Source organism: Streptomyces sp. CB02400, assembly GCF_001905725.1.
GTDB classification, from domain to species: domain Bacteria; phylum Actinomycetota; class Actinomycetes; order Streptomycetales; family Streptomycetaceae; genus Streptomyces; species Streptomyces atrovirens.
Map to the genome: position 1 here is coordinate 89385 of NZ_LIWB01000002.1, position 20104 is coordinate 109488.

Consider the following 20104-nt stretch of genomic DNA (forward strand, 5'->3'; position numbering starts at 1 on the left):
GACCGCCCCATCGGCGTTCGTGTGACGGCTTGTGCTATCCCAGGGCCTTGCCCGGGAGTTCCACCTTCGCACCCAGTTCCACGAGTTTTTCCATGAAGTTCTCGTAGCCGCGGTTGATCAGGCCGATGCCGTGGACGCGGGAGGTGCCCTGGGCGGCGAGGGCGGCGATGAGGTAGGAGAAGCCGCCGCGCAGGTCGGGGATGACCAGATCCGCGCCCTGGAGCTTCGTCGGGCCCGACACGACCGCCGAGTGGAGGAAGTTGCGCTGGCCGAAGCGGCAGTCGGAGCCGCCCAGGCACTCGCGGTAGAGCTGGATGTGCGCGCCCATCTGGTTGAGCGCGGAGGTGAAGCCCAGCCGGGACTCGTAGACCGTCTCGTGGACGATGGACAGGCCCGTCGCCTGGGTCAGCGCGACCACCAGCGGCTGCTGCCAGTCCGTCTGGAAGCCCGGGTGCACGTCCGTCTCCAGCGCGATGGACTTCAACTGCCCGCCGGGGTGCCAGAAGCGGATGCCCTCGTCGTCGATCTCGAAGGCGCCGCCGACCTTCCGGAAGGTGTTCAGGAACGTCATCATCGAGCGCTGCTGGGCGCCGCGGACGTAGATGTTGCCCTCGGTCGCCAGCGCCGCGGACGCCCAGGAGGCGGCCTCCAGGCGGTCGGGCAGGGCGCGGTGGGTGTAGCCGCCGAGCTTGTCCACACCGGTGATGCGGATCGTCCGGTCGGTGTCCATCGCGATGATGGCGCCCATCTTCTGCAGGACGCAGATCAGGTCCTCGATCTCCGGCTCCACCGCCGCGTTGGACAGCACGGTGACGCCCTCCGCGAGGACCGCCGTGAGCAGCACCTGCTCGGTCGCGCCGACCGAGGGGTAGGGCAGCCGGATCTTGGTGCCGCGCAGCCGCTGCGGGGCCTCCAGGTACTGGCCGTCCGCCCGCTTCTCGATCGTCGCGCCGAACTGCCGCAGCACGTCGAAGTGGAAGTCGATGGGCCGGCCGCCGATGTCGCAGCCGCCAAGGCCCGGGATGAACGCGTGCCCGAGCCGGTGCAGCAGCGGGCCGCAGAACAGGATCGGGATCCGCGAGGACCCGGCGTGGGCATCGATGTCAGCGACGTTGGCGCTCTCCACGTGCGTGGGGTCGAGCACCAGTTCGCCGGGCTCCTCGCCCGGACGGACCGTCACGCCGTGCAGCTGCAGCAGACCCCGTACGACCCGGACGTCACGGATGTCAGGGACGTTGCCCAGACGGCTCGGTGCGCTGCCCAGCAGCGCGGCGACCATGGCCTTCGGTACGAGGTTCTTCGCACCGCGGACACGGATCTCGCCCTCCAGCGGGGTCCCGCCGTGGACAAGCAGTACGTCATCGACGTCGTTGACGGTCATGAATCTCGCGTTCCGTGGGGAGAGTGGGGCAGGGGCCAGAAAGGAAAGGGTAATCGCCCTCGACCCCCCTTCCGTAAGCCCGAGGAGGGCCCTGGAACGTCATGGGTCTGTCACAACACGAAGGGTTCGTCACCGGGCACATGGGGTCACCGCCCCCGTCGTGCGCCGGGCATGCTCCAGTCCGCCCTGAGCTGCATTCACTCCCGTACCCCCGTTGCCTCCCCACGCGGGAGCGAGATGCGGGATCATGTCTGGCATGACCGAGGTGTCCTCGCTCACAGGGCGGCTGCTCGTGGCCACTCCCGCCCTGGCGGACCCGAACTTCGACCGCGCGGTGGTGCTCCTCCTCGACCACGACGAGGAGGGCTCCCTCGGCGTCGTCCTCAACCGCCCGACGCCGGTGGACGTGGGCGACATCCTGGAGGGCTGGGCGGACCTGGCCGGCGAACCGGGTGTCGTCTTCCAGGGCGGTCCGGTGTCGCTGGACTCGGCCCTCGGGGTCGCCGTCGTCCCCGGCGGTACGGCCGGGGAGGCCGCGCCGCTGGGCTGGCGCCGGGTGCACGGCGCGATCGGGCTGGTCGATCTGGAGGCCCCGCCGGAGCTGCTCGCCTCCGTCCTCGGCTCGCTGCGCATCTTCGCCGGATACGCCGGCTGGGGCCCCGGCCAGCTCGAGGACGAGCTGGTGGACGGAGCCTGGTACGTCGTGGAGTCGGAGCCCGGAGACGTCTCCTCCCCGTCCCCGGAGCGGCTCTGGCGCGAGGTGCTGCGCCGCCAGCGCAACGAGCTGGCGATGGTGGCCACGTATCCGGACGACCCTTCGCTCAACTGATGCGTGCGGGCTTCAGTACCCTTGGCAGTTATGAGCACTCTTGAGCCCGAGCGCGGGACTGGTACGGGGACCCTCGTCGAGCCGACGCCGCAGACCTCCCACGGCGACGGTGACCACGAGCGCTTCGCCCACTACGTCCAGAAGGACAAGATCATGGCGAGCGCCCTCGACGGGACCCCCGTCGTGGCGCTGTGCGGCAAGGTGTGGGTGCCCGGCCGCGACCCGAAGAAGTACCCGGTGTGTCCCATGTGCAAGGAGATCTACGAGTCCATGGGCGCCGGCGGCGACGACAAGGGCAAGGGCGACAAGTAGTCCGTCCCCTCCCCTTTCGTCGGTCCGATCCTCACAGGCCCCCGGGGTGCGCTTTGCGTGCCCTGGGGGCCTTTGTGCTGTCCGCGCGTTGCGCAGGGTGCGTCCGCCGGTCACAGAGTGGTTGAGACCTCTTGTGGCGCGGTTCACCCAGTACCTAGCCTCCGGTGTGTTGTGCACAGCGAAACCGCCATTGCGTATGTTGCAACGTGCTCGGAGGAGCAACTCCATGAAGCTGTCCGCCCGCCTGGTCGCCGTCGCGGCCGTCCTCGCCACCGCCGCCTGCGCGCCCCAGACCTCCGGCAACTCCTCCTCCGACAAGGACGAGAAGACCGGCACCCTCCGCGTCTGGCTCTTCCAGGAGGTCAACAACAAGCCCAAGGAGCAGGTCGTCGACTCCGTCCTCGCCGCGTTCGAGAAGGCGCACGAGGACACCGACGTCACCGTCGAGTACATCCCCGTCGAGACCCGCGCCCAGCGCATCAAGGCCGCCTTCAACGACCCGAAGTCCGCTCCCGACCTCATCGAGTACGGCAACACCGACACCGCCGGCTACGTGAAGGACGGCGGACTCGCCGACATCACCGAGGAGTTCGGGGCCTGGGACGAGGCCAAGGACACCGACCCGACCGCCAGACAGTCGGTCACCGTCGACGGCAAGGTCTACGGAGCCCCGTACTTCGTCGGCGTCCGCGCGCTCTACTACCGCACCGACGTCTTCGACGAACTCGGCCTCGACGTCCCGAAGACCCAGGCCGAACTGATCTCCACCGCGAAGGAGATCCACACCGCCAGGCCCGAGATGTACGGCATCGCGGTCGGCGGCGCCTACACCTACGGCGCGATGCCCTTCATCTGGGCCCACGGCGGCGAACTCGCCACCGGCAAGGGAGGCTCGTACGCCTCCGCCATCGACAGCGCCGCCTCCCGCAAGGGCATCGAGGCGTACACCTCCCTCTTCGGTGACGACAACTGCCCGGCCGCCAAGTGCGCCGGGATGGGCGGCAACGACACGGTGACCGCCTTCGCCTCGGGCAAGGCGGCCATGGCGATCGGCGGCGACTTCAGCCACGCGGCCGTGGAGGCCGGGAAGGTCAAGGGCAAGTACGCCGTCGTGCCGCTGCCGGGCGTCGAGGCCGGGTCCATCGCCCCCGCGTTCGCCGGCGGGAACAACCTCGGCGTGCTGAAGTCCACGTCGCACCGGACCCTCGCCGTCGATCTGATGAAGCGGCTCGCTTCGAAGGAGGCGCAGGGCGCGCTCTTCGAGGGCATGGGGTTCCTGCCGACCTTCTCCGACGTGCGGGAGCAGGTGGCCGCGAAGGAGGCCTTCGTGAAGCCGTTCGTCGAGACGCTGGCGGCCGACACGAAGTTCGTGCCGGCTTCGGCGGCGTGGGCGCGGATCGACTCGTCGTTGGTGTTGCCGACGATGTTCCAGGAGGTCGTCTCCGGTAAGAAGAGCGTGGCTGTGGCCTCGGCGGACGCGGCGAAGAAGATGAACGAGGCGTTTGGCTCCGCCGGATGACAGGGCCTGAGAGCTCGGGGGCACTGGAGCGTCGGCGGGTGCGGGTGGCTCGTGGTTTCTCGCGCCCACGCGGCGGTAGCCGCACATTCAATACGGCCCCGCACCCCTTTCAGCGGCGTTCCAGTACACCTTGGCTGTACCTCGCGCCTGCTCTTGTCGTCCTCGGGGGGCTGCTCGCCTATCCCATCTATCAGCTCGGGTTGATCTCGCTCTTCCACTACACCCAAGCGCAGGTCAGTGGGGGTGAGCCGACCACCTTCGAGGGGTTCGGGAACTATGCCGAGCTCTTCCGGGACGAGCAGTTCTGGCAGGTGCTGCTGGCCACCGTGGTGTTCGCGGCGGCCTGTGTGGTGTGCACGCTGGCCGTGGGGTGTGCGCTCGCGGTGCTGCTGACGCGGGTGCGGGCCGTGCCGCGGCTGGCGTTGATGCTGGCCGCGCTCGGCGCGTGGGCGACCCCGGCGATCACCGGGTCCACGGTCTGGCTGTTCCTCTTCGACGCCGACTTCGGGCCGGTCAACCGGGTGCTGGGGCTCGGCGACCACTCGTGGACGTACGGGCGGTTCAGCGCCTTCTTCCTCGTCCTGCTCGAAGTGGTCTGGTGCTCCTTCCCGTTCGTGATGGTGACGGTCTACGCCGGGATCCGCGCCGTACCGTCCGAGGTGCTGGAGGCCGCCTCCCTGGACGGGGCCTCGCAGTGGCGGATCTGGCGCTCGGTGCTCGCGCCGATGCTCCGGCCGATCCTGGTCGTCGTCACCATCCAGTCGGTCATCTGGGACTTCAAGGTCTTCACCCAGATCTACGTCATGACGAACGGCGGGGGCATCGCCGGCCAGAACCTGGTCCTGAACGTCTACGCCTACCAGCAGGCGTTCGCGTCCTCGCAGTACAGCCTCGGTGCGGCGATCGGCGTCGTGATGCTGCTGATCCTGCTCGCCGTGACGCTGGTGTACCTGCGACTGCTGCGCCGCCAGGGGGAGGAACTGTGAGCCTTGTGAGCCGGGACGGGAAACCCCGGGTGAATCCTGTGCGCCGGTTCGTACGGCGTCCGGGGCGGCTGGCGGCCGAGTCTGCGGCGCTGCTGATCGCCGCCGTGGTGGCCTTCCCGCTGTACTGGATGGTGCTGAGCGCCTTCAAACCGGCCGGGGAGATCGAGTCGACCGAGCCGCGGCCCTGGACGCTCGCGCCCACGCTGGACTCGTTCCGGCGGGTGTTCGGGCAGCAGGAATTCGGCCGGTACTTCCTCAACAGCGTCGTCGTCGCGGTCGCCGTGGTGATCGCCTCCGCACTGATCGCCTTTCTCGCCGCGACCGCCGTGACGCGATTCCGGTTCCGGCTGCGGACCACCTTGCTGATCATGTTTCTGGTGGCCCAGATGGTGCCCGTGGAGGCGCTGACCATCCCGTTGTTCTTCGTCATGCGGGACTTCGGACAGTTGAACACGCTGTGGTCGCTGATCCTGCCGCACATCGCGTTCTCCCTGCCCTTCGCGATCTGGATGCTGCGGGGGTTCGTGAAGGCCGTTCCGGAGGCGCTGGAGGAGGCCGCCTACATCGACGGGGCGAGCCGCGCCCGCTTTCTCTGGCAGATCCTTTTCCCGCTCGTCCTGCCGGGCCTGGTGGCCACCAGCGTGTTCTCGTTCATCTCCACCTGGAACGACTTCCTGTTCGCCAAGTCCTTCATCATCAGCGACATCTCGCAGTCGACCCTGCCGATGGCGCTGCTGGTCTTCTACAAACCCGACGAGCCGGACTGGGGCGGGGTCATGGCGGCGTCCACGGTGATGACGATTCCGGTACTGGTCTTCTTCGTACTCGTACAGCGACGTCTGGTCTCCGGACTGGGCGGCGCGGTAAAGGACTGATGTGACTTCACTGACGGAACTGATTCCCGCACCGCTGAGCGTGAGCACGTGGGGTGAGCGGGTCTTCGTCCTCGACGAGGACACGACGCTGACGGCGGGGCCGGGCGTGGGCAGTGCCGAACGCTGGCTGCGCACGACCTTGCAGGCGGCCACCGGCCTGCCGCTGCGGGAGGGCGAACCCGGCCCGTCCGGGCGGGCCGCGGAGAACGCGATCGAGCTGCGGCACGACCACCACCTCCCGCCCGAGGCCTATCGCATCACCATCCGTGACGACCGCGCGCTGATCGTGGGCGGTGACCCGGCCGGTGCCTTTGCCGGCGCGCAGACGCTCCGGCAACTGCTCGGCCCCGACGCGTTCCGGCGGGCGCGCCTCGGGCGCGCCGCCTGGGAGCTGCCGGAAGCCGAGATCCAGGACAGGCCCCGCTTCCGCTGGCGCGGACTCATGCTCGACGTGGCCCGGCACTTCATGCCCAAGGAAGGCGTGCTGCGCTATCTCGATCTGATGGCGGCGCACAAACTCAACGTCCTCCACTTCCACCTGACGGACGACCAGGGCTGGCGCATCGAGATCCAGCGGTATCCGAAGCTCACCGAGATCGGCTCCTGGCGGGCCCGGACGAAAATCGGACACCGCGCGTCACCGCTGTGGGACGACAGGCCGTACGGCGGGCACTACACCCGGGACGACATCCGCGAGATCGTCGCCTACGCCGCCGAGCGGCATATCAGCGTCGTCCCGGAAATCGACGTACCCGGCCACTCGCAGGCCGCCATCGCCGCGTATCCGGAACTCGGCAACTCCGATGTCGTCGACACCGCCTCCCTGACCGTCTGGGACACCTGGGGGATCAATCCGAACGTACTCGCCCCCACTGACAACACCCTGCGGTTCTACGAAGGGGTGCTCGAGGAAGTCCTGGAACTGTTCCCCGCGGACGCCGGCCCCTTCTCGCCGTTCGTGCACATCGGCGGCGACGAATGCCTCAAGGACCAGTGGCGCGAGTCGGACGCCGCGCAGAAACAGATCGGCAACCTCGGACTGCCGGACGAGGACGCGCTCCAGTCCTGGTTCATCGGCCACTTCGACAAGTGGCTCGCCGCGCGGGGGCGGCGGCTGATCGGCTGGGACGAGATCCTGGAGGGCGGCCTGGCCCCCGGTGCCGCGGTGTCGTCCTGGCGCGGCTACTCCGGCGGGGTCGCCGCCGCCCGCGCGGGGCACGACGTGGTCATGTGCCCCCAGCAGTACGTGTACCTGGACTACCGTCAGGACGCGGGCCCCGACGAGCCGGTGCCGATCGGGTACGTGCGCACCCTGGAGGACGTCTACCGGTTCGAGCCCGTGCCGTCGGAGCTGACGGGCGAGGAGGCCGCGCGGGTGCTCGGCACCCAGGCCAACGTGTGGACCGAGGTGATGGAGGACCAGGGGCGGGTCGACTACCAGACGTTCCCCCGGCTCGCCGCGCTCTCCGAGGTTGCCTGGAGCGATCTGCCCGCCCCCGCCGACCGGGACTTCGCCGGTTTCGAACGGCGGATGACCGCCCACTACCGGCGCCTGGACGCCCTCGGGGTCGCCTACCGGCCGCCCACCGGACCGCTGCCCTGGCAGCGGCGTCCGGGCATCCTGGGGCGCCCGATCGACGGCCCGCCGCCGCACCAGTAGCCCGCCCGTTCCGGGTTCCCGGCGCGGGGCGGTCCGCCCCGCGCCGGGAACCCGGAACGGGATGTGCGCACCCGTTCGGCCCGTGTCGAACAGGTCATGCGAAATGGGTGCAGAAGTCACCGAAGAGTGCCGATCCTGGGCGCATCGGTGATGTGGGGCGAAAGCGACCACGTCCGGGGTGAGGTGGGCGAATGCCTCCTAGCGGACCCCCGTCCTCGGCACCTGCCAAGATGTGCCAGAGTTGCCACGTCCGCCCTGTCAGGCCGTACCGTACGGCAGCACAGGTGGGACCAGGTGGGGCAGCGGGAAGGGGCAGCCGGACTTGAGCACGCACGCACCGCAGGCGGCGCAGGCCGTGACGCTGCCCACGACACTCGACGAGGCCGTGGCGGCCCTCACGGCGATGCCCGCCGCCGTGCCCGTCGCGGGCGGCACCGACCTGATGGCCGCCGTCAACTCCGGGCAGCTCAGGCCCGCCGCGCTGGTCGGCCTCGGCAAGATCAGCGAGATCCGCGGCTGGCAGTACCTGGACGGACACGCGCTGCTCGGCGCCGGTCTCACCCACGCGCGCATGGGCCGCCCCGACTTCGCCGCCCTCATCCCGGCGCTCGCCGCCTCCGCGCGTGCGGCCGGACCGCCGCACATCCGCAACGCGGGCACCCTGGGCGGCAACATCGCCTCCGCCGCCCCCACCGGGGACGCGCTGCCGGTGCTGGCCGCGCTGGAGGCGACGCTGATCATCGCGGGCCCGGGTGGAGCCCGCCGCGAACTCCCGGTGTCGCACCTGCTGGCCGGGATGGACCTGCTGCGCCCCGGCGAACTCATCGGCTACGTGCGCGTGCCGCTGCTGCACGCCCCCCAGGTCTTCCTGAAGGCGACCGGCCGCACCGGCCCCGGCCGCGCGGTCGCCTCCGTCGCCCTGGTGCTCGACCCGGCCCGCCGCGGGGTGCGCTGCGCGGTGGGCGCCATAGCTCCGATGCCGCTGCGGCCCCTGCAGGCCGAGCAGTGGGTCGCGCAGCTCATCGACTGGGACAACAACCGCGCGATCGTGCCCGAGGCACTGAACGCGTTCGGGGAGTACGTCGCCGCGGCCTGCATCCCCGACGCCGCCCCCGGCGAGGACGGCACCGTCCCGCCGCTTCCGCCCGCGGTACTGCACCTGCGGCGCACCGTCGCCGCGCTGGCCCGACGAGCACTGGGGAGGGCGCTGTCGTGACCGACGACCAGCACGGACAGGGCACGCCCCCGGGCGGCAGCCGCTGGGACCCGCTGCCCCAGGGCGACTACGACGACGGCGCCACGGCCTTCGTGAACCTCCCCGAGGGCGGCATCGACGCCCTGCTGGACGCCATGGAGAGTCCGCTCGCCGCGCCCGGCCACGGCTATGTGCCGCCGCAGTTCACGGTCGACCCGGCGGCCGCCGCGGGCACCGACCCGGCCGCCACCGGCTCCTGGGGAGTGCCCGGCGCGCCCGTCGACGGCGCCCAGTGGCACGACCCGCAGGCTCCCGGGGCGGGCGCGGCACCTGGGGACCGGTTCACGTACAACCCCGGCGCGACCGGGCAGTGGACCTTCGAGGAGCAGGCCGCGGAGAACCCGGCGCCGGGACACGACGTCACCGGCCAGTGGTCGATCCCCGTGGCCGACGGCGACCTGCCGGACGAGTCGGGCGAGTTCACCACGTCCGCCCTGGTCGAGCAGTGGGGCGGCACCCCGCCGGCCACCCTGCCGGGCGGCGCCCCCGCCCCCTGGGCGCCCACGGAGGCCATCGGCCGCCCGTGGGGACCCGGCGTGCCCGGCGTCCCGCAGGACGAGGACCAGGAGCCGCGGGGCGCCGAACACGCACCCGCGCGGGACCGGCAGGAACCCGGTCCCCGGCCCCACACCGACGGCCCCGCCCCCCAGCAGCAGCCCGGCGCGGTCACGTACGGCGGACAGCCTCTGCCCGCCGCCGGACCACTCCCGTACGCCGACCCCGGCAACCGGGACGAGGCCCCCGCGACCCAGGACCTGTACGGCGGGACACCGGCCCAGGGCACGCCCGTACAGCCGACCGGCGAGCACGCGCCGGGGCAGCCAGGAGCGGGCCCCGCGACCCAGGACGTGTACGGCGGGACACCGGCCCAGGGCACGCCCGTACAGCCGACCGGCGACCACGCGCCGGGGCAGCCGGACGCCGGTCCCGAGCACGCGCCGGGGCAGCCCGAAGCGGGTGCCGCGCCGGAGTCCCCCGGCATGCCCGCTCACGCCCCGGAGTTCCACGGCGAGCCCGTTCGGGGCGACGACCCCGGATTCCAGCAGCCGTCCGGGCACTCCGGGCGCTCCGGGCACGCCGGTGTTCCTCAGCCGTTCGCCGCCGAGGGGTACGCGGAGCCGCAGTGGCAGTCCGAGGCGGAGGCCGCCGAGGGCGCCTCGGCCGGACTCCGGGAGCACCCGCACCCCGGCGGCCAGGACGCCCCGGCGCCCGCTTCCGGGGCCGACGAGGCCGTCGAGGACGCCCACGGGGCTCCCGAGGCCGCCGAGGGCCCGTCGGAGCCCTCCGCGACCCCCGCCGAGCCCGCTCCGGACGCGGAACCGGCGACAGGATCCGCCGACGCCGAGTCCCCGGACACCGACACGGCACCCGGCGCTTCGGACACCCCGGACGCTCCGGACGACCAGGGCGAGCCGGTCGCACCGCACGACGACCACCCCCTCGCCTCCTACGTGCTCCGCGTCAACGGCACCGACCGGCCCGTCACCGACGCCTGGATCGGCGAGTCGCTGCTCTACGTGCTGCGCGAGCGGCTCGGTCTCGCCGGGGCCAAGGACGGCTGCTCCCAGGGCGAGTGCGGGGCCTGCAACGTGCAGGTCGACGGACGGCTCGTGGCGTCCTGCCTGGTCCCGGCCGTCACCGCGGCCGGCAGCGAGGTCCGTACCGTCGAGGGTCTGGCGCAGGACGGCCGGCCCTCGGACGTGCAGCGGGCGCTCGCGCGGTGCGGCGCCGTGCAGTGCGGCTTCTGCGTGCCGGGCATGGCGATGACCGTGCACGACCTCCTGGAGGGCAACCCGGCGCCCACCGAGCTGGAGACCCGCCAGGCCCTGTGCGGCAACCTCTGCCGCTGCTCCGGCTACCGGGGCGTGGTGAACGCCGTCAAGGAGGTCGTCGCCGAGCGCGAGGCGTACGCCTCGTCCGACGGGGACGACTCCGACGGCGAGGCGGAACCGCCCCGCATCCCGCACCAGGCGGGCCCCGGCGCCGGCGGCGTCAACCCCGCCGCGTTCGGCACCCCCGGACCCGATGAGCAGCCCCATGACCAGCCGTACGGCGAGGACGGAGGCCAGGCGTGACCGACGAAGCAGCCACCGCGCAGGCCGTACGGGCCGCGGAGGCCGCCCCCGAGCCGGAACCGCTCCCGCACGGACTCGGCGTCTCCCTCCCCGCCGCCGACGCCCGCGCCAAGACCGAGGGCACCTTCCCGTACGCCGCCGACCTGTGGGCCGAGGGCCTGCTGTGGGCGGCCGTGCTGCGCTCGCCGCACCCGCACGCGCGCATCGTGTCCATCGACACCACCCACGCGCGTGAGATGCCCGGCGTCCGCGCGGTGGTCACGCACGAGGACGTCCCCGGCGACCCGCTGCACGGCCGCGGCACGGCCGACCGCCCGGTCTTCGCCTCCGAGGTCGTACGCCACCACGGCGAGCCCATCGCCGCCGTCGCCGCCGACCACCCCGACACCGCGCGGATGGCCGCCGCCGCCGTCATCGTCGAGTACGAGGTGCTCGACCCGGTGACCGACCCCGAGCGGGCGTTCGAGGCCGAACCGCTGCACCCCGACGGCAACCTGATCCGGCACATCCCGCTGCGCCACGGCGATCCCGACGCGGCCGGCGACGTCGTCGTCGAGGGCCTGTACCGCATCGGCCGCCAGGACCCCGCCCCCATCGGCGCCGAGGCCGGTCTCGCCGTGCCCCGCCCGGACGGCGGCGTCGAGCTGTACCTGGCCTCCACCGACCCGCACGGCGACCGGGACACCGCCGCCGCCGCGTTCGGCCTGGCACCCGATCGGGTGAAGGTCGTCGTCACCGGGGTGCCCGGCGCCACCGCCGACCGCGAGGACCGCGGCTTCCAGCTCCCGCTCGGCCTGCTGGCGCTGAAGACCGGCTTCCCGGTGAAACTCGCCGCCACGCGCGAGGAGTCCTTCCTCGGCCACACCCACCGCCACCCCACGCTGCTGCGCTACCGCCACCACGCCGACGCCGAGGGCAGACTGGTGAAGGTCGAGGCGCAGATCCTGCTCGACGCGGGCGCCTACGCCGACACCTCCTCCGAGGCCCTGGCCGCCGCCGTCGCCTTCGCCTGCGGCCCGTACGTCGTGCCCAACGCCTTCATCGAGGGCTGGGCCGTACGCACCAACAACCCGCCCTCCGGCCATGTGCGCGGCGAGGGCGCCATGCAGGTGTGCGCCGCCTACGAGGCGCAGATGGACAAGCTGGCCAAGAAGCTCGGCGTCGACCCGGCGGAACTGCGCCTGCGCAACGTGATGGCCACCGGCGACGTGCTGCCCACCGGCCAGGCGGTGACCTGCCCGGCCCCGGTCGCGGAACTCCTGGAGGCGGTACGGGACTTCCCGCTGCCGCCGCTGCCCAAGGACACCCCCGAGGACGAGTGGCTGCTGCCCGGCGGCCCCGAGGGCGCGGGCGAGCCGGGCGCGGTGCGCCGGGGCGTGGGCTACGGCCTCGGCATGGTGCACATGCTCGGCGCGGAGGGCACGGACGAGGTGTCCACGGCCACCGTGCGGGTCCAGGGCGGCGTGGCGACGGTGCTGTGCGCGGCCGTGGAGAGCGGCCAGGGCTTCTCGACGCTGGCCCGGCAGATCGTCCAGGAGACCCTCGGCATCGACGAGGTGCACGTGGTGCCCGTCGACACCGACCAGCCCCCGGCAGGACCCGGCTGCCGGGGACGGCACACGTGGGTGTCGGGCGGCGCGGTGGAGCGCGCGGCGAAGATGGTCCGCACCCAGCTCCTCCAGCCCCTCGCGCACAAGTTCGGCATGTCCACCGAGCTGCTCCAGATCACCGACGGCAAGATCACCTCGTACGACGGTGTGCTGTCCACGACCGTCACCGAGGCGATGGACGGCAAGGAGCTGTGGGCCACCGCCCAGTGCCGTCCGCACCCGACGGAGCCGCTGGACGCCTCCGGCCAGGGCGACGCCTTCGTCGGCATGGCCTTCTGCGCGATCCGCGCGGTGGTCGACGTCGACATCGAACTCGGCTCGGTACGGGTCGTGGAGCTGGCGGTCGCCCAGGACGTGGGCCGGGTGCTGAACCCGGCGCAGCTTGCCGCCCGGATCGAGGCGGGCGTGACCCAGGGCCTGGGCGCCGCGCTCACCGAGAACCTGCGCACGCCGCGCGGGCTGGTCCGCCACCCCGACCTGACCGGGTACGCCCTCCCGACGGCGCTGGACGCGCCGGACATCCACATCGTGAAGCTGGTCGAGGAGCGGGACGTGGTCGCGCCGTTCGGCGCGAAGGCGGTCAGCGCGGTGCCGGTGGTGACCTCGCCGGCGGCGATCGCCTCCGCCGTACGGGCCGCCACGGGTCGCCCGGTGAACCGGCTGCCGATCCGGCCGCAGGCCGCGGTGGTGACGGACGGGGGCTGAGCGCCGTTCCGGGCGATTCTCGCGGGGGAGGCAACGCAAACGGTTGCTCAGGCGTCTTGTGTGATGGGGGCGTTGCGTTCGCCGCCCTCGGTCCGGGGCGTTGTCAGTGGTGCCGCGTAGTGTTCCGAGCAGTGGGGGACGGCTGACGGGTCCGGAAGGGTCAGGGCCGTCCTGCCCGGGGCGGGACGTTCGCGGGCCCGGGACCGAGCACACGTATCGCGGGGGAATCATGAGCACGACCGACACCGTTGTCGCGACGGCGATCACACTCACCGGCGCCGGCCTCGATCCCTTCATCACGCACGCGTCCACGCGCGACTGGCTGGCCGGCCCCGGACTGCCCGCCGACAGCGGCCTGTTCGGCTTCGCGGAGCTGGCGCGGCCCGGCGGCCCGCGCACGGTGGGCGGCCCCGGCGACCGGCTCTCCGCGGAGCTGCGGGACCAGCTGGTCATCGGCGGACTGCTGGGCCCGGTCGATCTGGAGACGGAGTCGGTGCTGCTCGACGGGGCGACCGGCGAGGTGTCCACGACGTTCTTCTTCCACGACCGCCCCGACCTGATGGACCGCCGCCCGCTCGCCCCGTCCCTGCCGACGCTGGTGCGGTTCGCGGCGGCGACGGACGAACTGGCGGGACTGCGCGGCCAGTTCGCCGCCTACGCGGGCCGGTACGGCACCAAGGCGGTCGCGGAGGCCTCCCGGCAGCTCCTGGCGGTCTTCGAGGAGGGCACGGACGGCGAGCCGGCGCCGTTCTGGAAGATGGCCGCGCTGATCAGGCCGCTGGCCCTGGTGGCGGGCCCCGGCACGGCCTCGGGCCTCGCCCTGGACCTCCCCCTCCGCCTGCTGGACGAGGAGTTCGGCCGGGGCGGAGTGGTCCGCTTCGAGGAGGTCGACTTCCCCGCGACGCTCACGCACGAGCCGACCCGCCGCTTCCTGCGCGAGACGGGCCTGCCGGAGGACGGCTTCCTCTTCCAGCTGGACACCGACCTGCCGCTGCGCACGCTCGCGGAGTACTACACCGACGAACGCGAACTCCCCGACGCCCGCCTCCCCGCCCGCGCCGAGCACCTGATACGCCTGGGGTACCTGATCGAGGACAACAGCCTGGTCGTCGACGGCACCACGGGCGCGGTGCTCAACTGGAGCGAACCGGAAGGTGTCCTCTACCCGCTGAACACGGACATCTCCACCCTCGCCTTCACCCTCTGGCTGCTCCACCGCGAGCACGCCATCGACGAGGCGTCGGGTCACGCGCTGACCAGCGACACCTACGACCAGCTGGCGCTGACGATGATCCAGGTCCTGTCCTCCATCGACCCGACGGGCACCACCACCGACGCGGACTGGCACTACTGGACGGAGCTGTTCCAGGACGAGGCGGGTGGTGTGCTGTAGCGCTCCGCCGGGGTGCGGTTGTTGGGTCGTTGGTCGGCTGCGGCGCCGTTGTGGCCGGTCGCGCCCACGCGGCGGAGCCGCATATCGACACAGCCCCGCGCCCCTTTGGGGCGCTGATGAGGCGGGGCGCTGCAGAGAGCGCCCCGCCCCGTGTGGAGGCCGTGGCGGGAATCGAACCCGCGTACCTCGCTTTGCAGGCGAGTCCCTGGGCCACTCGGGCACACGGCCGTGTCGGGGGCGAGGTGCCGTGCGGTGCCTCGCCGTTCCGAACCGGTGTGACGACCGTACGGCGGGCCGGAGGGAGCGTGGAAGGAAATGCCGAGGGCCGCAATACGACTGCCATGTGCCGTTCATGAATGACGGCTCCGGTCCTACGACCAAGGTCCCGGTGCCGGTCCCGACCCCCGACAGGGGTCAAACCGTGCCGTGGCCCTTACTCTGACGGTCATGACCGCCCCGAACCCGCGTGACACCGATGTCACCGAGCCCGCCGACGTCCCTTCACCGCCCACCGTCCCCGACGAGACCGTGCTGAGCAGCCCCTACCGGGCGCTGAGCATCGGTGTCGTCTCCGTGGTGCTGCTGATCGCCTTCGAGGCGACGGCGGTGGGCACGGCAATGCCGGTGGCGGCGCGGGAGCTGGACGGGGTGCCGCTGTACGCGTTCGCGTTCTCGGGGTACTTCACGACCAGCCTGTTCGGCATGGTGCTGTCCGGCCAGTGGTCCGACCGGCGGGGCCCGCTCGCGCCGCTGACCTGGGGCATCGCCTCCTTCGCGGCCGGGCTGCTGCTCGCCGGGACGGCCGGGGCGATGTGGCTGTTCATCCTGGGGCGGGCCGTGCAGGGACTCGGCGGCGGACTGGTGATCGTCGCGCTGTACGTCATCGTCGGGCGGGCCTACCCGGAGCGGCTGCGGCCGGCGATCATGGCGGCGTTCGCGGCGAGCTGGGTGGTGCCGTCGATCGTCGGTCCGCTGGCCTCCGGCGCGGTGACGGAGCACATCGGCTGGCGCTGGGTGTTCCTCGGCATCCCGGTGCTCGTGGTGTTCCCGCTGGCGCTCGCGCTGCCGCAGATACGGCGCCTGGCGTCCGGCCCGGTGAACGGGGACGCGGACGGGCCCGCCTCCTTCGACGGCCGCCGCATCCGCCTGGCCCTGGCGATCTCCCTCGGCGCGGGCCTGCTCCAGTACGCCGCCCAGGACCTGCGCTGGGCCTCCCTGCCGCCGGGTGCGCTGGGCGTCGCCCTGCTGGTCCCGGCCGTGCTCGGCCTGCTCCCGCGCGGCACCTACCGCGCGGCGCGCGGACTGCCCTCGGTCGTCCTCCTGCGCGGAGTCGCCGCCGGTTCCTTCATCGCGGCGGAGTCCTTCGTCCCGCTGATGCTGGTCACCCAGCGCGGCCTCAGCCCGACCCTCGCCGGCTTCTCCCTCGCGGCGGGCGGCGGAACCTGGGCGCTGGGCTCCTGGTTCCAGTCCCGGCCCCGCCTGGAGCCGTACCGGGAGCGCCTGATGGCCCTCGGCATGGTGCTGGTGGCGGCGGCGATCGCGGCGGCCCCCAGCGTGCTGATCGAGGCCGTACCGGCCTGGACGGTCGCGGTCGCCTGGGCCTTCGGCTGCTTCGGCATGGGCCTGGTGATCTCCTCCACCAGCGTCCTGCTGCTCCAGCTCTCCGCCCCCGAGGAGGCCGGCACCAACTCCGCCGCCCTCCAGATCTCCGACGGCCTCTCCAACGTCCTCCTGCTGGCCGCGGGAGGCGCCGCCTTCGCGGCCCTCGGCGGCGGCACGGCCGGCCACGCGGCCACGGAGACCACCGGCTCCCACCCGGCCGCCTTCGTCGCGGTGTTCCTGCCGATGGCGGCGGTGGCGCTGGCGGGGGCTTGGGTGGCGACTCGCGTACGGATGAAATCGACATGACACCAAGCGGTACCACGTAGTACCGTCGGGACATGGCTGGACTGAACCTGCGGTTTACCGATGAAGAGCTCGATGCCCTGCGGGAGCGTGCGGCTGCGGAAGGGCGCAGCATGCAGACCTTCGCGCACGATGCGGTGATCAAGGCCATAAGCGAACATTCGCGGCTGTTCAACGAGGCGGCCGAGCACGTGCTGAAGGCCAGTGAAGAGCTGAACCGGAGGCTCGCCTGATGCACTACCTCACCTTGCCCGAGCTGCTGAACCTCGCGAAGCGGCTCGGGGAGGACGCGGTGCGCGACTACGGGCTGCTGGACTCGGCTCTGGCGCGTCCGCAGTCGAGCGTGTTCGGCCAGGACGCGTACCCGGACGTGTGGCAGAAGGCCGCGGCCTTGATGGAGTCTCTCGCGCGCAACTATGCCCTCGTCGACGGCAACAAGCGCCTCGCCTGGTACGCGACCTGGGTCTTCCTCCACATGAACGGGCATCCGCTCGATCCGGATTTCGACGTGGACGAGGCGGAGCGGTTCGTGCTGGACGTCTGTCAGGGGGCGTTGGACGTGCCCAAGGTCGCATCCCAGTTGCCGCGCTTCGCGCGCTGACTGTGACCTCGGTCCCACCCTCGGGTGGTGCGGCCCCGTACCGGCGTTGACGGCTCCGGGCCATCGGTAGGGTGGCCCGGTTGTCATACGCAGATGCGCCGCCCGAACCACCCCCTCGGAGATCGTGACTACCACCGCCGGCACCGCCTCGCACCACCTGTCCCCGGCCTTTCCCGGACGTGCCCCCTGGGGTACCGCCGGCAAGCTGCGCGCCTGGCAGCAGGGGGCGATGGAGAAGTACATCCAGACGCAGCCCCGGGACTTCCTGGCGGTCGCCACGCCCGGCGCCGGCAAGACGACGTTCGCGCTGACGCTGGCGTCCTGGCTGCTGCACCACCACGTCGTGCAGCAGGTGACCGTCGTCGCGCCCACCGAGCACCTGAAGAAGCAGTGGGCCGAGGCCGCCGCGCGGATAGGCATCAAGCTCGACCCGGAGTACAGCGCGGGCCCGCTCGGCAAGGAGTACGACGGCGTCGCCGTGACGTACGCCGGTGTCGGCGTGCGCCCCATGCTGCACCGCAACCGCGTCGAGCAGCGCAAGACCCTCGTCATCCTCGACGAGATCCACCACGCCGGTGACTCCAAGTCCTGGGGCGAGGCATGCCTGGAGGCGTTCGAGCCGGCCACGCGGCGGCTCGCGCTCACCGGTACGCCGTTCCGCTCCGACACCAACCCCATCCCCTTCGTGACGTACGAGGAGGGCGACGACGGCATCCGGCGCTCGTCCGCCGACTACACCTACGGGTACGGCTCCGCCCTCGCCGACAACGTCGTCCGTCCCGTCATCTTCATGTCGTACAGCGGCAACATGCGCTGGCGCACCAAGGCCGGCGACGAGATCGCCGCCCGCCTCGGCGAGCCCATGACCAAGGACGCCGTCAGCCAGGCCTGGCGCACCGCGCTGGACCCGCGAGGCGAATGGATGCCGGCCGTGCTGCGCGCCGCCGACCAGCGTCTCACCGAGGTCCGCAAGGCCATCCCGGACGCCGGCGCCCTCGTCATCGCCGCCGACCAGGACTCCGCGCGGGCGTACGCCAAGCTGATCCGCGAGATCACCGGCAGCAAGGCCACCGTCGTCCTGTCCGACGACACCGGCGCGTCGAAGAACATCGACACGTTCAGCAGCGGCACCGACCGCTGGATGGTCGCCGTCCGCATGGTGTCCGAGGGCGTCGACGTCCCGCGCCTCGCGGTCGGCGTGTACGCCACCACCATCTCCACCCCGCTGTTCTTCGCCCAGGCCGTCGGCCGTTTCGTACGGTCCCGGCGGCGCGGCGAGACCGCGTCCGTGTTCCTGCCGACCATCCCGGACCTGCTCGGCTTCGCCAACGAGATGGAGCGCGAGCGCGACCACGTCCTCGACAAGCCCAAGAAGGAGGGCGAGGAGGACCCGTACGCCGAGTCCGAGAAGGAGATGGAGGAGGCGAACCGGGAGCAGGACGAGGACACCGGCGAGCAGGACATGCTGCCCTTCGAGGCGCTGGAGTCCGACGCCGTCTTCGACCGGGTGATGTACAACGGCGCCGAGTTCGGCATGCAGGCCCACCCCGGCAGCGACGAGGAGCAGGACTACCTCGGCATCCCGGGACTGCTGGAGCCCGACCAGGTGCAGTTGCTGCTCCAGAAGCGGCAGGCCCGGCAGATCGCGCACAGCCGCAAGAAGCCGGACACCGAGGCGGATCTGCTCGAACTGCCCGCCGAGCGACGGCCCGTGGTCTCCCACAAGGAGATGATGGAGCTGCGCAAGCGGCTCAACAACCTCGTCGGCGCGTACGTCCACCAGAGCGGCAAACCGCACGGCGTGATCCACACCGAGCTGCGCCGGGTCTGCGGCGGCCCGCCCTCGGCGGAGGCCACGGCGGGACAGTTGCGCCAGCGGATCGAAAAGGTGCAGGAGTGGGCCACGCGCATGCGGTGACACCGTGTGTACGTATGAGGACAAACGGAACCACTTCCCTGTGAGAGTGCCCGGATTCTGGACGGAGCCTTCCGCTGACCGAACCGGCTCGCTACTGTCCCGCTACGCACACGCCCCGTGGCAGCGCCGCCGCGGAGCGCAGCCGTGAAGCGACTGTGCCCGGATCACGGCCGGGCCGCCGGCCGATCGGCGGCCTCTGAAGCGCGTGACCGACGGGACTCGGTGACGCATCTGCCGCGAGGGGGCCGCCGACCTCACCACTAAGGAGTGGGCGTCGTGACCGCGGAGACCTCTCAGACGCTCGACAGGGGACTGCGTGTCCTCAAGCTGCTGGCCGATACGGACCATGGGCTGACCGTCACCGAGCTTTCCCACAAACTGGGCGTGAACCGGACTGTTGTCTACCGGTTGCTCGCCACGCTGGAGCAGCACGCTCTCGTACGCCGTGATCTGGGCGGACGGGCCCGGGTCGGGCTGGGTGTGCTGAGGCTGGGCCGACAGGTGCACCCGCTGGTGCGGGAGGCGGCGATGCCGGCACTGCGGTCGCTGGCGGAGGACATCGGCGCGACCGCGCACCTGACGCTGGTCGACGGCGCGGAGGCGTTGGCGGTGGCCGTGGTGGAACCGTCGTGGACGGACTACCACGTGGCGTACCGGGCCGGTTTCCGGCATCCGCTGGACCGGGGGGCCGCGGGGAAGGCGATCCTCGCCGCCCGGCAGCGGGCGGCGGACGAGCCGGGGTACACGCTGACGCACGGGGAACTGGAGGCGGGCGCGTGCGGGGCGGCTGCGCCGCTGCTGGGGGTGACGGGGGTCGAGGGCAGCGTGGGCGTGGTGATGCTGGCGGAGGTCGTCCCGGAACGGGTCGGAACGCGGGTGATGGACGCGGCCCGGGAGGTGGCGGAGGCACTGCGCTGACACAGCCGCGGTCAGTCGTGCGGCTGGGGTGCCGCCCCTCCCGCGGTCAGTCTTGTGGCTGGGGTGCCGCCCCTCCCGCGGTCAGTCTTGTGGCTGGGGTGCCGCCCACCCCGCGGTCAGTCGTGCGGCTGGGACGCCGCCCCTCCCGCGGGCAGTCGTGCC

At 72.0% G+C, this 20104-nt stretch carries 16 protein-coding genes and 1 tRNA gene; 15 read left to right on the forward strand and 2 right to left on the reverse strand.

Translation table 11 applies throughout. The annotated features are described in order from the left end of the window. Positions 1 to 34 precede the first annotated feature (34 nt). Positions 35 to 1381 carry a UDP-N-acetylglucosamine 1-carboxyvinyltransferase gene (murA, locus tag AMK33_RS05445; RefSeq protein ID WP_073931593.1) on the reverse strand — a complete coding sequence of 449 codons (1347 nt, stop codon included), beginning with the start codon at positions 1379 to 1381 and terminating at the stop codon, positions 35 to 37. A gap of 256 nt (positions 1382 to 1637) precedes the next feature. On the opposite strand from murA, the gene AMK33_RS05450 reads away from it, so the two are divergent. The 10 genes from AMK33_RS05450 (at position 1638) to AMK33_RS05495 (ending at position 14600) form a co-directional block, all read left to right on the forward strand. Next, positions 1638 to 2210, forward strand: a complete 573-nt coding sequence (locus AMK33_RS05450) for a YqgE/AlgH family protein (RefSeq protein WP_073931594.1) — start codon at positions 1638 to 1640, stop codon at positions 2208 to 2210. Between the two features lie 30 nt (positions 2211 to 2240). Next, the gene (locus AMK33_RS05455) at positions 2241 to 2522 is read left to right on the forward strand and encodes a DUF3039 domain-containing protein (protein ID WP_073931595.1); all 282 of its coding nucleotides are present in this window, start codon (positions 2241 to 2243) and stop codon (positions 2520 to 2522) included. A 226-nt stretch (positions 2523 to 2748) separates the two neighbouring features. Beyond that, positions 2749 to 4041 carry an extracellular solute-binding protein gene (locus tag AMK33_RS05460; RefSeq protein ID WP_073931596.1) on the forward strand — a complete coding sequence of 431 codons (1293 nt, stop codon included), beginning with the start codon at positions 2749 to 2751 and terminating at the stop codon, positions 4039 to 4041. Further along, a complete protein-coding gene (locus tag AMK33_RS05465; RefSeq protein ID WP_073931597.1) occupies positions 4038 to 5027 on the forward strand; it encodes a carbohydrate ABC transporter permease in 990 nt (329 codons plus the stop codon). The genes AMK33_RS05460 and AMK33_RS05465 overlap by 4 nt, the downstream gene beginning before the upstream one ends. Positions 5028 to 5056: 29 nt before the next feature. Next, positions 5057 to 5902: a carbohydrate ABC transporter permease gene (locus AMK33_RS05470; protein WP_073932043.1), complete on the forward strand. Its 846-nt coding sequence runs from the start codon at positions 5057 to 5059 to the stop codon at positions 5900 to 5902. A 1-nt stretch (position 5903) separates the two neighbouring features. Beyond that, entirely contained in the window at positions 5904 to 7562 is a 1659-nt protein-coding gene (locus AMK33_RS05475; RefSeq protein WP_383617915.1) for a beta-N-acetylhexosaminidase, read from the forward strand. A 322-nt stretch (positions 7563 to 7884) separates the two neighbouring features. Further along, positions 7885 to 8778, forward strand: coding sequence for an FAD binding domain-containing protein (locus AMK33_RS05480; protein ID WP_073931598.1), 894 nt, complete (start codon positions 7885 to 7887; stop codon positions 8776 to 8778). Then, the gene (locus tag AMK33_RS05485; protein ID WP_073931599.1) at positions 8775 to 10892 is read left to right on the forward strand and encodes a 2Fe-2S iron-sulfur cluster-binding protein; all 2118 of its coding nucleotides are present in this window, start codon (positions 8775 to 8777) and stop codon (positions 10890 to 10892) included. Before AMK33_RS05480 ends, AMK33_RS05485 begins: the two co-directional genes overlap by 4 nt. Next, complete coding sequence (locus AMK33_RS05490; RefSeq protein ID WP_073931600.1) at positions 10889 to 13207, forward strand: xanthine dehydrogenase family protein molybdopterin-binding subunit; 2319 nt, start codon at positions 10889 to 10891, stop codon at positions 13205 to 13207. The genes AMK33_RS05485 and AMK33_RS05490 overlap by 4 nt, the downstream gene beginning before the upstream one ends. Before the next feature lie 229 nt (positions 13208 to 13436). Beyond that, the gene (locus tag AMK33_RS05495) at positions 13437 to 14600 is read left to right on the forward strand and encodes an SUKH-4 family immunity protein (protein WP_073931601.1); all 1164 of its coding nucleotides are present in this window, start codon (positions 13437 to 13439) and stop codon (positions 14598 to 14600) included. Between the two features lie 153 nt (positions 14601 to 14753). On the opposite strand, the gene AMK33_RS05500 is transcribed toward AMK33_RS05495, so the two are convergent. Then, a tRNA-Cys gene (locus AMK33_RS05500) sits at positions 14754 to 14828 on the reverse strand. Between the two features lie 219 nt (positions 14829 to 15047). Here AMK33_RS05500 and AMK33_RS05505 point away from each other — a divergent pair. The 5 genes from AMK33_RS05505 (at position 15048) to AMK33_RS05525 (ending at position 19942) form a co-directional block, all read left to right on the forward strand. Beyond that, positions 15048 to 16508 (forward strand): MFS transporter, encoded by a 1461-nt coding sequence (locus tag AMK33_RS05505; RefSeq protein ID WP_073931602.1) that lies wholly within the window; start codon positions 15048 to 15050, stop codon positions 16506 to 16508. Positions 16509 to 16540: 32 nt separating this feature from the next. Continuing rightward, positions 16541 to 16738 (forward strand): hypothetical protein, encoded by a 198-nt coding sequence (locus AMK33_RS05510; RefSeq protein WP_073931603.1) that lies wholly within the window; start codon positions 16541 to 16543, stop codon positions 16736 to 16738. Then, the gene (locus tag AMK33_RS05515) at positions 16738 to 17106 is read left to right on the forward strand and encodes a type II toxin-antitoxin system death-on-curing family toxin (RefSeq protein WP_073931604.1); all 369 of its coding nucleotides are present in this window, start codon (positions 16738 to 16740) and stop codon (positions 17104 to 17106) included. Before AMK33_RS05510 ends, AMK33_RS05515 begins: the two co-directional genes overlap by 1 nt. 124 nt (positions 17107 to 17230) lie before the next feature. Then, a complete protein-coding gene (locus AMK33_RS05520) occupies positions 17231 to 19024 on the forward strand; it encodes a DEAD/DEAH box helicase (protein WP_073931605.1) in 1794 nt (597 codons plus the stop codon). 276 nt (positions 19025 to 19300) lie between these two features. Further along, positions 19301 to 19942, forward strand: coding sequence for an IclR family transcriptional regulator (locus AMK33_RS05525; protein WP_073931606.1), 642 nt, complete (start codon positions 19301 to 19303; stop codon positions 19940 to 19942). Positions 19943 to 20104 lie beyond the last annotated feature (162 nt).